Annotated in this window: 8 protein-coding genes and 1 pseudogene; 7 read left to right on the top strand and 2 right to left on the bottom strand. The window is 66.6% G+C overall.

The genetic code is table 11. The annotated features are described in order from the left end of the window. The coding region (locus Q322_RS0117955) for a transposase (protein WP_034419018.1) at positions 1 to 616 on the bottom strand (616 nt) is incomplete at its 3' end. A 446-nt stretch (positions 617 to 1,062) separates the two neighbouring features. Further along, positions 1,063 to 2,010: a nucleoside hydrolase gene (locus tag Q322_RS0117950; RefSeq protein WP_029479252.1), complete on the bottom strand. Its 948-nt coding sequence runs from the start codon at positions 2,008 to 2,010 to the stop codon at positions 1,063 to 1,065. A 368-nt stretch (positions 2,011 to 2,378) separates the two neighbouring features. Here Q322_RS0117950 and Q322_RS0117945 point away from each other — a divergent pair, with 368 nt between their 5' ends. The 7 genes and pseudogenes from Q322_RS0117945 to Q322_RS22735 form a co-directional block, all read left to right on the top strand. After that, positions 2,379 to 4,658 carry a RelA/SpoT family protein gene (locus Q322_RS0117945; RefSeq protein ID WP_034419017.1) on the top strand — a complete coding sequence of 760 codons (2,280 nt, stop codon included), beginning with the start codon at positions 2,379 to 2,381 and terminating at the stop codon, positions 4,656 to 4,658. Beyond that, positions 4,655 to 5,179 carry a PH domain-containing protein gene (locus tag Q322_RS0117940; RefSeq protein WP_029479250.1) on the top strand — a complete coding sequence of 175 codons (525 nt, stop codon included), beginning with the start codon at positions 4,655 to 4,657 and terminating at the stop codon, positions 5,177 to 5,179. The genes Q322_RS0117945 and Q322_RS0117940 overlap by 4 nt, the downstream gene beginning before the upstream one ends. After that, positions 5,176 to 6,150, top strand: coding sequence for a hypothetical protein (locus Q322_RS0117935; RefSeq protein ID WP_029479249.1), 975 nt, complete (start codon positions 5,176 to 5,178; stop codon positions 6,148 to 6,150). The genes Q322_RS0117940 and Q322_RS0117935 overlap by 4 nt, the downstream gene beginning before the upstream one ends. A 156-nt stretch (positions 6,151 to 6,306) precedes the next feature. Next, entirely contained in the window at positions 6,307 to 7,218 is a 912-nt protein-coding gene (gene pdxY, locus Q322_RS0117930; RefSeq protein WP_029479248.1) for a pyridoxal kinase PdxY, read from the top strand. A gap of 104 nt (positions 7,219 to 7,322) precedes the next feature. Further along, positions 7,323 to 7,940, top strand: coding sequence for a hypothetical protein (locus Q322_RS0117925; protein WP_029479247.1), 618 nt, complete (start codon positions 7,323 to 7,325; stop codon positions 7,938 to 7,940). Positions 7,941 to 8,288: 348 nt separating this feature from the next. After that, positions 8,289 to 12,218, top strand: a complete 3,930-nt coding sequence (gene rnr / locus Q322_RS23950) for a ribonuclease R (RefSeq protein WP_084148076.1) — start codon at positions 8,289 to 8,291, stop codon at positions 12,216 to 12,218. A gap of 157 nt (positions 12,219 to 12,375) precedes the next feature. Beyond that, positions 12,376 to 12,628, top strand: a pseudogene (locus tag Q322_RS22735) (IS982 family transposase); the annotation flags it as partial.

The raw sequence follows: 12,628 nt of genomic DNA, 5'->3' as shown, positions 1-12,628 counted from the left end.
GAGTGGTACGGACACCCACCACGAACTCAAAGCCAAGCTGCCGCACCTCGTCCAGAAACACTGCCGCTTCAAAACCGCTGTCGGCCAGCACCCGGATGCGAAACCGGGAACGGATGGAGTGAGGAACAGTGCGAAGCATCTCGCGCGCCAATGTTGTGGGTGTGGGCGTGCTTTCCCCCTTGTACACCCGGTAGGCCACCGGGAACTTCACGTCCTGGTACTGGGCGAAGAAAACCACCAGATGAATGCCGTGGACCTCGTTGTAGACACGTACGAAAGGCAGCGTGCTGCCTTTCTTCTCCACGCTGGTCAGGTCGACACTGAGCCGCAGGAGGGGGCGATGTTTGCCCTTGGCTGCCAACCGCAAGCAGTCCCATTGGGCTTGCTCCAGCAGTGTCCAGCACGCCTCCGTACCCCAGGAATACTCGTTCAGGAGGCGGCTGAGCGCACTTTTGCTGACCAATTCAGCACGGTGCAGCGCGGTTTTGGTCGCCGTGTCCAGAAACATGAAGAGCGCAGCCCCCAGGCTGCGCTGTTGGTACGACGTAGTGGGCACGGCCAGGAACTCGTCTGCCAGAATGCGGACGCGCTCCCCCGGAATCTGTGACTTTGACATTCCCAGATTCTCCCGGCTGAGAGCGCTTCGCCGTCGTTATGCAGGTGCAACTCCTGAGCCATACGGGTGCTGTCTCACGACGACAGTCTGTTCTGCCCAAGACAGTGAGTGAATTTTGCCGAGTCCTTGGGACTGGCACAGCTCCGTAGGGGAGCAGTTCCGTAAGAGAGAAAGGAAGCACCGGGGTCTCCTCTACCGACGCTGTAGTTCGGACAAATGCTCTCAAAGCTGGCTGGACACCAGGCGATTCATTGTCTGGGACGCATTGCTTTTCCCCTTCCTTGCAGGCGGGGGCCGGGGAGAGGACCGCGCGGGCAAGGCTCGCCCCCGTACCGAACAGCAAAAACGCGTTTTGCCGCCCTGCACCCTCTCGCCGCAGCGAGTCTTGATGGGGAGGCCCGCCCGAGCCAGCAGAACAACCGTGCCGAATGGCCCGTCCATCGCGTTCAGGAATAGCGTCCCAGCCGCTCTACGAGCAGCGCAAAAAAGCCATCGGCGTCCACCCCGGTGACCACCTCGACGTTCTTCGGCTGGCCGGTCACGTTCCACACGTCGGCCACGGTGCGGCCCGCGCATGGGCCGTTCGTCAGGTCCAGGATGACGTGCATGGGGCGGGACACGAACAATTCCGGGCGCAGCAGCCACGCCACGGTCACCGGGTCATGCAGCGCGCCGCCGTCCCAGCCGTAGCGCTCGCGGTGGTGTTCGGCGAAGAATTCCAGCAGCACCGCTGCGAATTCGCCGACCCGCGTCCCCAGATCCCGGAATGCCTGCACGCGGGCCGGGTGCGCGATGGCCTGATGGGTCACATTTAGGCCGAACATGGTCAGCGGAACGCCAGAGGTAAAGACAATGTGCGCGGCGTGCGGATCGGCCAGCGCGTTGAATTCGGCGGCAGGGGTCCAGTTGCCGGTGTCGGTGCTGCCGCCCATCCAGACCACCGCCCGGACCAGGGGCACGATGTCCGGCGCGAAGCGAAAGGCCAGCGCCAGATTGGTCAGCGGCCCGGTGGCCACCAGCGTGACCTCGCCGGGGCGGGCGCGCACCTGCTGGGTGATGAAGCGCGCGGCGTGCCCGGCCTCTGCACCGCGCGTCGGCGTGGGCAACTCGGGGCCGTCCATGCCGCTCTTGCCATGCACCGCCTCAGCGCTGATGCGCCGCGCCACCAGCGGGCAGTCCGCCCCGGCGTACAGGGGCACGTCCACGCCGCTCAGTTCGCGCACGATCAGGGCGTTGCGGGTGGTGCGTTCCAGGCCCACGTTGCCGAACACGGTGGTCAGGCCCAGCACCCGGAATTCGGGACTGGCCAGCGCCAGCAGAAAGCTGATAGCGTCGTCGTGGCCGGGATCGCCGTCCAGGATGACGGGGCGGGGCGCGGGGGCTGGGACGGTCATGGCAGATATTGTGTCACTTGCTAATTTAGACTGGTTTAACCCACCCCATTTCGGTTAACCCATCGTAAGCTGAGCGCCATCTGTCCCGGCCAAAACTCGATAAACTATGGTCATGAAGGGCCTGAGAGAATTTATTGACTGGCTCCGGGAAATCCTGGGGGGCGCGCCACAACCCCAGCCAGTCCCCATTCCCGTCCGCGTGCGCGACCGCTGACGGCTCCACACCATACCCTGCACACCCGCCTGTTCCGGTGGGTGTTTTTTTGCGGTCTCCCAAAAGCTACACACGCCCCCGTGATCCGGGCGTCCGGCACGCTACCATACCCGGCGTGCCGCAGCGCGCCGAACACGCAATGGAAGAACATGGAATGGAGGAACTCCGGGCGCTGGTGATGGGTCGTCCGGCGGCGGAGGTGGACGGCATCGAGCGCGCCTACGTCTTCTCGCGCGACGCCCACGCCGGGGTCAGTCGCAAGAGCGGCGAGCCGTACATCACGCATCCGGTGGCGGTGGCCGTGATCCTGGCGCGGCTGGGCATGGACAGCGACAGCCTGGTGGCCGGGCTGCTGCACGACACTGTGGAGGACGTGGACGGCGTGACCTTCGGGCAGATTGAGACGCTGTTCGGGCGCGACGTGGCCCGCATCGTGGAGGGCGAGACCAAGGTCAGCAAGCTGAGCAAGCAGGGATCGCAGAGTGCCGTGGTCAGCGACGCCGGACGGGACCTCCAGGCCGAGAACCTGCGTCAGATGTTGATTGCCATGACCGACGACATCCGCATCATCGTGGTCAAGCTGGCGGACCGGCTGCACAACATGCGGACCCTGAGCAGCATGCGCCCCGACAAGCAGGTGCGGATCGCGCGCGAGACGATGGACATCTTCGCCCCGCTGGCGCACCGGCTCGGGATTGGGCAGATCAAATGGGAGCTGGAGGACCTCAGCTTCCGTTACCTGTACCCCGACGACTACGCCTACCTGCAAAGCCGCCTGCAAAGCCGCCAGGAGGAACGCGACGTGCTGATCGGCGAGGCGGTCACCCAACTGGACGAGGCGCTGGGCGACGACCTGGAACTGCCCGAATGGGTGGCCGACATCGACATTTCCGGGCGCAGCAAACACCTGTGGAGTGTCCACACCAAGATGCAGCGCGAGGGCAAGGGCCTGGAACAGATTTTCGATCTGCTGGCGATTCGCGTGATCGTGACCCCGCGTGACCTGGTGGTGCCCCCCGGCACCGACGACAAGCGGCGCGAGAAGGCGGAAGCCACCCGCGAGAAACGCATCTGTTACCACACCGTGTCGATTGTGCACAGCATGTGGACGCCGCTGCCGGGCCGCTTCAAGGACTACATCGCGGTGCCCAAGCCCAACGGTTACCAGTCGCTGCACACCACCGTGATCAGCCAGAGCGGACAGCCCATTGAAGTGCAGATCCGCTCGCGCCGCATGCACGAGGTGGCTGAATTCGGCGTGGCGGCCCACTGGATGTACAAGCAGGGATCAATGCTGGCCCAGAAGGACCGCGAGAACTGGATCGCGCAGCTCCGCGAGTTGCAAGACGAGATCAACGACGCCAGCGACTACATGGACGCCGTGAAATCCGACATCCTGGGCCAGCGGGTGCGGGTCTTCACGCCGCGCGGACTGGCGGTCAGCCTGCCATCGGGCAGCACGCCCATCGACTTTGCCTACCACATCCACAGCCGGATTGGCGAGACCACCGTGGGCGCGCGGGTCAACGGCAGCATCGTGCCGCTGGCGCACAAACTGGGCAACGGCGACATGGTGGAGATCGTGACCAGCAAGAACGGCCACCCCAGCAAGGACTGGCTGAACTTCGCCGTGACCCGCAGCGCCCGCGCCAAGATCCGGCACCATTTCCGGCAACTGGAGCGCGAGGACGCCCTGCAACGCGGCCACGACATGCTGGAGCGCCACCTGAGAAAACGCCAGCTTCCGGTGCGCCAGTTGATGCGGACCAAACTGCTGGAGGAGGCCGCTCAGAAGCTGCTGAGCACCCGCAACCCCGACGACCTGTATTTCGCGATCAGCGCGGGCAAACTGACGCCCTCTGCGGTGGGCCGGGTGCTGTCGCCCAGCCTGGCCAGCGAGCAGGGCAGCGGTCCCGCCAAACGCGGCCCCAAGCCGCGCGCCCCCGAAACTGGCGGCGTGTACGTGGAGGGCTTTACCACCACCACCAGGCTCAGCAACTGCTGCAACCCGATTCGGGGCGATCAGATCATGGGCTACCTGACGCGGGGCCGGGGTGTGAGCATCCACCGCATCGACTGCCCCAACATGATCCGGCTGCTCAAGGACGAACCCGAACGCTGCGTGGCCGCGAGCTGGGACGCGGGGCTGGCGGGGCTGACGCTGGTGGACTTGGACGTGGTGGCCCCGGACCGCCACGGTCTGCTGGCCGACGTGCTGGGTGTGCTGAGCGCCGAGAAACGCAGTCCCCTCAAGGTGGAGGCCAACGTGGACCTGGACGACGTGGCCCACATCCTGCTGCGGCTGGGCGTGCGCGGCAACGCGGACCTGGAACATGTGCGCGCCGCGATTGGCAGGGTGGACGGCGTGAGCGACATTGTGCGGCTGGGCCGCAACGCCGCGCGCGGGCGCAAGAGCAGCGGGGCCAGCGCATGAGTGGGGCGTCTGCGCTGAATATTCCCCTGACGGCGTCCTCCGCCTCGCTCCTGTTCCGCAGCGTGACCTGGGGCGTGCCTGCGCTCATCTTTGCCGTGGCGCTCATTCCAGACGAGGCGAATACTCCACTCTTGCAGGGCGCGATGATCGCACTGGCGCTGGTCGTCTTCGTCGTGTTCTGGCTCGCGCCGCGCCGCCTGGCCTACGCCCTGACCTCCGATGCCGTGGTGATTCAACGGGTGCTGGCCCAGACCCGGATCCCCTACCCCGGATTAAGTGCCCGCCCGACTTCCGGCGTGCTGGGCGTCCGCACCTACGGGACTGGGCTACCGGGTTATCTAACAGGGCATTTCACGCTGGCGCATGACGAACGGGGAGTCGGGCAGGTGCGGGCTGCGGCCTCGGCGGCGCGGGGCGGCGTGCTGCTGCATTCCGGCAACGCCGATTATTTCCTGACCCCTGCCGATCCCCAGGCCTTTCTGACCGAGCTGGCGCGGCGCGGCGCACGGGTGGTTGCATGAGCCTCACGCTGCTGCCTGATCTGGGCGATCTACTGCGGCTGCATCCGCAGTACAACGCCGGGACCGTGGTGGAAATCCTGCGTCATCTGGGCGCGGCAGAGGTGCTGTGGGCCAGCGACGCAGACCCCGATCACCCGCTGTGTGACGCGCTGCCCGCCGCCCGGATCGGCATCCGCGACGGCTTCACGGCGGACTGGGCCTGGGCCGAGGCCGAACACGGGCAGCTTCAGGGCTTTCTGAGCCAGTACCCGCAGGGCCGCGAACGGTTAAGAGAGGCGGCGGGGGTCGAACGCGGATTCGCCGCGCTGGTCACCACGCCGATGACCCCGGCCCAGGTGGTGGGGGGTGATGTGCTTAACGCTGCCCGTGCCTATCACGCCGCCACCCGCGCCGCGCTGGACGAGGGACCGGGGACGCACTGGCGGGAGCGGCGGCTCTCGGAACTGGCCGCAAAACTGGCCGGGCAATCCGGCGTGGTCCTCGCGCCGCTGGACGATCTGCCGGGACTGCTGGAGTTGCTGCCAAACGCCCGCCTGCCTGATCTGACAGGCTTTGCCCCCGGCGAAACCAGCCGCCTACGTGCCCTGGCAGACCGCGCGTGGCAACTGCGCGAGGACGATGATCTGAACGCTTTGCTGGCCGCGCTGGACCGCGAGACTGGGGACCGTGTGACGCCGGGGGCCGAGCTGTCCGCCGCCGCCGCCGGAATCTATCTGGCCGTGGGCGATCTGGCGGCGGCCCGCGAGCTGCTGGAGCGCGCCGCCCACGCCCTCACGGACGATCTGCCCCGCAGTCTGGCCGGACTGGTGCTGGCCCGGCTGGGGCAGGTGCGCGACGCGCTGGGGGACCGTGAACTGGCCGTGCGAACGTACCGCGCCATCCTTGCCCTGAATCACGCCCCCGCCATCGCCCGCACCACGGCAGAAGCAGGGTTGAAAAAGCCGTTTAGCCTCGATCTGGACGCTGAATAAAAGAAAACTTGATTCTTTTCAAAGAGAGCTGAGCGCGAAGCACTTTGAGGGGTCCAACCGTGGCGGCGGCTCTCGAACGCCGCAAAGCCGACCTACACGCCTGCCCGGTGGAAACATCCGCTTTCTCCTCCTCCCCCACGCCCTATTCTGATTCTTATGACCCTTTCCGATCCGGCCCCCACGCCCATGCGCCAGCCCCTGAACGTCCTGAGCATCCAGTCGTGGGTCAGCTTTGGGCATGTTGGCAACGCCGCCGCCGTATTTCCGCTCCAGCGCCTGGGCATCGAGGTCTGGGCCATCAACACCGTGCAGTTCTCCAACCACACCGGCTACGGCGCGTGGACCGGGGCGGTCTTTCCGCCCGAGCAGATCGCGGACCTGGTGGACGGCATCGAGGCGCGCAGCGTGCTGGGCGGGTGCGCAGGCGTACTCAGCGGCTACATGGGTTCGGGCGGCACGGTGGCGGCGGTGGTGGAGGCAGTGCGGCGCGTGCGGAAGGCCAATCCAGCGGCGCTGTACTGCTGCGACCCGGTCATGGGCGACGTGGGGCGCGGCGTGTTCGTGCGCCCGGAGTTGCCGGACCTGATCGCGGCGCAGGCGCTGGGAGCCGCCGACATCCTGACCCCCAACCAGTTCGAGCTGGAACTGCTAACCGGGCGCACGGTGCAGAACCTGCAAGGCGCGCTGGAGGCGGCCCACGTCCTGCGCGAGCGGCTGCACGCGGGCGGCCCACGGATCGTGGTGGTCACCAGTCTGGTGCGCGCCGACGGCCCGGTGGACGGGATTGAGACGCTGGCAGTCACCGACGACGGGGCGTGGCTGTGCCGCACGCCATTGCTGCCGCTGGACCCGCCGCGCAACGGCACCGGGGACGCCATCGCCGCGCTGTTTTTCGGGCACTACCTGCAAACGCGCGATGTGGCGGCGGCCCTGAGCCTGTCCACGAGCGCGCTGTACGGCCTCCTGAAGCACACCCACGAACAGGGCAGCCGCGAGATCATGCTGGTGGCCGCGCAGGAAGAGTTTGCCCGCCCCACCCAGGTGTACGACGCCACCAGAATCGCCTGACTTGACGGACATGAGACCTGCCTACAGGTCAACTCAGGATCAGCGAAATGTCTGTTTGAAATTGTCTCATGTTCGCCTGCCTGGGCACCCCCACACTGGGTGACATGAAACACATTCTTTTCCCGACGACATCGCAGGCTGACGCTTTCATTGCTGAGCTGCAACAGAAAGGTGTGGTAGCCCCGACGATGGGCACCTCGACCTACGGACGCCACGGTGAAATGGACAGCTCGGCAGCGGGCAGCGATGTCCGCACTTACGACAACACTCTTGGTGACGGTGAGGCCGGTGCCGCTGCCGAAGACGCAGGCGCGGGCGCAGTCAAGGGGACAGGCGTGGGGGCAGTCGTCGGTGCGGGCGCTGGACTGCTGGGCACCGCAGGCACCGTGGCAGGCATCGGGGCCACCGTCGCCACCGGCGGGCTGGCCATTCCAGTGGTACTGGGCATGGCCGCGCTGGGCGCAGGTGTGGGCGCGGCAGTTGGGGCAGCGGGCGGCGCGGCAGGGGTGGACGAGAACCACGATGGCCGTACGGCAGGTGACGATTACGGTTCCTACGGCGTCAATGACGATTACTACACCCGCATGCACGACACCGTGAATACCGGCGGCCGCGCTGTGGCCGTTGAGGACGCCGTACCTTACGACGTGGTGGCCGAGGCCGCCAAGCGCCACGGCGGCGAGTTCGTGGACGAGAACACGATGGACGCCCGCCGCATGTAAAGCAGCGAGCTGTAAAGCGTCCCCAATCTCCAGGCGAGGTTGGGGCGCTTTTGTGTTCCGCCTTCCTGACCCTCCATACCAGGCGCGCAAAAGATGCCTTGCGTGAGGGTTGCGTCAGGTGCGCCGTGTTATGCTGCCCTGGCTGCCGGGTTTCAGGACAGCGCCGCCAGACTGGCCCCGAGCAGAGGGCCGTGGCAAAAGAAGGCGCAAACCCGAGGAAGCGATAACCAGTTGCCCGTGGGCGGGCCGCATGCGCCGATCCCAGCGCCAGAGCACAACGTCAGGCCGGATCAGTGTGCGCCCACGACATCACCCCCACGGGCGCGTCCTGAGTAACCAGGTGCGTGAATGCCTAAAGTAAAAAAGCAGGACGCGGCGCAGGTCAAGCAGCCCAGCGCCGAAGTCCAGAAGCCAGTGAAGAAGACAGGCCAGCGGTCTAAAAAGATCGCGCCCCCAGCGGCAGACGCCGCAACCAGCACCACGCAACAGCAGCCCGCCGCAACCGCGGGCCAGCCAGCGCCAGCCAGAAAGAAAACCGCGCCCCGCAAGCCCAAGGCTCAGCCTGAAGCGGCGGGTGAGGCGGCCAGTACGGAAGTGGTCCTAAACGAGCCACCTCAAGCCGAGGCGGCACCGAAGGCCGGGAAGGCGACGCGGCCCGGAGCGGCCAGAAAAGCGCCCGTTCGGGCCGAGGCACCGGCTGAAAAGCCCAGGCGAACGCGCAAGGCTCCAGCCTTCGAAGCTGAGGCCACCGCGAAAGCGCCCGCCGAGTTGGCAGCAGCCGAAACGCCCAAACGCCGGGGCCGCAGAGCCACGCCGGTTGAGCCTGTTGTGGATGCCCCCGCAGGGCCGCCCGTGATGGAAACGCCCGTGATGGAAGTCGTGGCGGAGCAAACCATCCAGGAGTCGGCGACCCTCAGGCCCGCCCGACGGGGACGCCAGCCCAAGCAGACTGAACCGGCCCTGCTGGAAGCAGCGCAGTCCGGAACAATCCGCGGTCAGGCCCTTCAGACCGACGGGCCGTTGATTCTGGAAGTACCCAAGAAGACTCGGGGCCGTAAAAAGGCGCTGTCGGGTTCGCCCCTGCCCGAAATGCTGAGCGGCGTGGAAGCGGTGGAGATCGAGCCGGAAGCGACGCGAGCGGTGCAGATCGTGTCTGCCTCCGAGGCCGTCCCGGCGGTGGATTCAACGGTGGCCGTGCAGCAGGCCTCCGAGATGCAGCCGGACCCCAGGCCACGCGGACGCGGGGGTCGGGGCAGACGCGCGCAGACTGAGGCAGCTCCAGTCGAGCAGGCTCTACCCGAAGCGTCCGTTGCTCAGGAAGCAGTCGTTGAAGAAGAGGAAGAAGCCCAGTCCCTCAGCCCCGAACGCGAACTGGTCATCGCCCAGCTCCGCAAGCTGGGACGGCCCGTGCATGTGCGCGATCTGGAGCGCACCTTTACCCGGCAGGCCATCAACCGAATCGGCGGCTGGCGCGAGCTGGAAGAGCTGCTGGACACGCTGACGGACGAGGGCCAGGTCATCCGCACCCGCAAGAAGACCTACGGGCTGCCGGAAGCCATGAGCCTGGTGCGCGGGCGCTTCCAGGCGTCGGCGGCGGGCTTCGGCTTCGTCATTCCCGACAGCGGCGGCGACGACTTTTACGTGCCCGCCGAGCAGACCCTGGAAGCCTGGAACGGCGATATCGTGCTGGTCAGGATGGAAGGCCGGGGCGACAGTGGACGCGGCGGCGGCCCCCGGCGCGGCCAGAAGGGCGACGGCAGCCCGCGCGCCAGCGTGGTCCGCATCGTGCAGCGCGCCTACAAGCAACTGGTGGGCACGCTGGAATACAGTCACGGCCACCCGATCCTCAAGCCCGATGACCACCGCGCACGCCACCGCATCCTCGTGCTGCCCGAGGGCATCGAGGAATTAGAGGCGGGGGCACGGGTCGTCACCGAGCTGTTCTGGCCCGAGAATACCGGCGAGGACGAGGTGTTCGGCCAGGTCACGCGCGTGCTGGGGGCCGAGGACGATCCCGAGACCGAGACGGAAGCGGTGATCGTTAAATTCGGATTACGCGGCGACTTCCCCGGGCCGGTGACCGAGCAGGCCGAGGCCATCCCGGTCGAGATTCCCGCCGCTGCCCTCAAGGGCCGACTGGACCTGCGCGAGTACAACATATTTACGGTGGACGGGCGCGACGCCAAGGACTTCGACGACGCCATTCACATTCAGCCCACGCCCGAGGGCAACTTCGTGGTGGGCGTGCATATCGCCGACGTCAGCCATTACGTGCAGGAGGGCACCCCGCTGGACGAGGAAGCCTTCGCCCGCGCTACCAGCGTGTATCTGCCGGGCCGCGTGCTGCCCATGCTGCCCGAACACCTCAGCAACGGCGTGTGCAGCCTGGTGCCGGACCAGGACCGCCTGACCCTGACGGCCCTGATCGAGCTATCCGCCGAGGGCGAGATTCTGGACGTCAAGATTGCGCCCAGCGTCATCAACTCCAAGGCACGCCTGACCTACGACGAGGTTCAGGCGTACAGCGAGGCCACCGCGACGCTGCCCGAGGCGGCCCGCAATCTGGAGGGTGACCTGCACCTGCTCCTGAAGATCACCTCCAAACTGCGCCAGAAGCGTTTGCGCGAGGGGTCTCTGGACTTCAAGCTGCGCGAGGTCAAGGTGGACGTGGGCAAGGACGGGCGCATGGAACTGATCCCGATCCGCGAAGAAACGGCGCGCGGCATGATCGAGGATCTGATGCTGCTGGCCAACAAGGTGGTGGCCCACTTTCTCATCCAGCGCGAGATTCCAGCGTTGTTTCGCATTCACGAGGAACCCACGCTGCAACGCTTCCAGGACGTAACGGCGGCCATCGGGCGGCTGGGCTTCGCCTTCCCCGGCGGCGAGCCGACGCCGCAGGCGTACCAGGCCGTGCTCAAGGAAGTGCGCGGCACCAACCGCGAGAGCGTCGTGAACACGCTATTGCTGCGCTCCATGCAGCAGGCCAAGTACTCGGGCGAGAACCTGGGCCACTTCGGACTGGCCTTTGACGAGTACCTGCACTTCACGTCCCCCATTCGCCGCTATCCCGATCTGCTGGTCCACCGCGTGATCAAGGGCATCCTGAGCGGTTCCCTGGTGGCGGGCAACCGTGAGGTGGCGCAGCTTCAGGGCCGCCTGCCGGGCATGGGCGACCACACCAGCGAACGCGAACGCACCGCCTCCGAGGCCGAGCGTGACCTGACCAAGTACTATCAGGCCAAATGGGCGCAGGAGCACCTGGGCGAGTCCTTCCCCGGCAACGTGTCCGGCGTCGTCGCCAGCGGCCTGTACGTGGCCCTGGACAACGGCGTGGAGGGCAAGCTCCACATCAGCAACCTGGACGACGACTATTACGTGTATCTGGAGGACGCGCAGATGTTGCGGGGCCGCAGCCGGGGCAAGAGCTACCGCCTGGGCGACAGCGTGAACGTCACCATCAGCAGCGTCAAACCGCTGGCCCGTCAGACCGATTTCACGATGGCGGACCCCACCGACCCGGACTACAGGCCCGGCAATTTCAACGAGGAGAACGATATGGATTCACCCGTCAAAGTGCGCGCCCGCCGCCGCGAGGACCGCGAGCAGGAAAAGCGCGAGAAGTTACAGAATCTTCCCGTCAGCGAGCCGCGCAAGTTCACGCTCGACGACCCCGCGCCCGCCGCCTCGTCCTCCGCCGACGCCTCCCCCCGCCAGGGCGGACGCGGACGGGGCGGCCAGGGCGGGGGCCGGGGCCAGCCGGGCGGTCAGCCCCGCACCTTCGGCGGCGTCCGCATGGACGGCAATGGCGGCGGCGAGGATGGCAGCAGCAGCACTGGTGGAGGCAGCAGCGCATCCGGTTCCCGGCGCGGCGCGCGGCGCGTGGTCACGCTGGAGCGCCCCCGCAACGAGCACCTGCGCCCCGTGAACATCACCGTTCAGCGCATGTATTTCGGCGACTGGACGCTGGAGAACATGCCCCCCGAGGACGGCAATGACGGCGGTGGCCGCCGCGACTCGGGCCGGGGCGGGCGCGGCGTGCAGGAGCGCGGCGGCAACAACCGGGGAGCGGCGGCGCGCGGCAGCAACGACCGTGGAGCGGTCTCACGCCCGCATGGCCGCCCGCAGGGCCAGCGCGGAGGCAACGCCCAGGGCCAGACCGCGCAGCCGCAAGCTCAGGCACAGTCGGCTCCTGCACAGGCCTCAGCCGCCCAGGGTGACGACGCCAAGCGCCGCCGTCGCCGCCGGGGCCGCCGGGGAACGGGCGGCCCGGAGTAAACCCAGATTGAATCTCGAAAGCGCGGCCCCCGGACTCTCTGGATACCTCTGGGCCGCGTTTTTCGTGCTCAGCTTCAGGTATTCCGATAACATACCCCGTTTAGGGCTTGAGTCAGAGTAGATTTTCCCGCTCCCAGACGATAAAAATTGAGACGATATGGCTAGATATCGTCTCCACCACAGTTTAGGCCGTCGGCGCAACATTCGCACCCTTCACCGCTGGGCCAAAACGCACTTCAGCGATCACAAAAAGTGTCGTCATCAGAAAGTCACCGACGCCATGCTCATTGCTCTCTTGCTGGCACGCTTGATCTACAAGCAGGCGTATCCCTCGGTCTGGTGGAGTGATCTGAGGGCAGACCGCCCCGGTCTGCCCTCGTACACGCAAGCCTTCAACCGGGCTAATCGTC

Origin of the sequence: Deinococcus frigens DSM 12807 (genome assembly GCF_000701425.1) — a bacterium.
GTDB classification, from domain to species: Bacteria; Deinococcota; Deinococci; order Deinococcales; family Deinococcaceae; genus Deinococcus; species Deinococcus frigens.
Note: the sequence above shows the minus strand (reverse complement) of the source record. Positions and strands in the feature narration are given on the sequence as shown.

What these genes read in the sequence shown, in the direction of transcription:
- Q322_RS0117940 (WP_029479250.1), top strand. Translation starts at nt 4,655, where the DNA reads ATGAGTGGGGCGTCTGCGCTGAATATTCCCCTGACGGCGTCCTCCGCC.
- Q322_RS0117935 (WP_029479249.1), top strand. Translation starts at nt 5,176, where the DNA reads ATGAGCCTCACGCTGCTGCCTGATCTGGGCGATCTACTGCGGCTGCAT.
- pdxY (WP_029479248.1), top strand. Translation starts at nt 6,307, where the DNA reads ATGACCCTTTCCGATCCGGCCCCCACGCCCATGCGCCAGCCCCTGAAC.
- Q322_RS0117925 (WP_029479247.1), top strand. Translation starts at nt 7,323, where the DNA reads ATGAAACACATTCTTTTCCCGACGACATCGCAGGCTGACGCTTTCATT.
- Q322_RS0117945 (WP_034419017.1), top strand. Translation starts at nt 2,379, where the DNA reads ATGGAGGAACTCCGGGCGCTGGTGATGGGTCGTCCGGCGGCGGAGGTG.
- Q322_RS0117950 (WP_029479252.1), bottom strand. Translation starts at nt 2,010, where the DNA reads ATGACCGTCCCAGCCCCCGCGCCCCGCCCCGTCATCCTGGACGGCGAT.
- rnr (WP_084148076.1), top strand. Translation starts at nt 8,289, where the DNA reads ATGCCTAAAGTAAAAAAGCAGGACGCGGCGCAGGTCAAGCAGCCCAGC.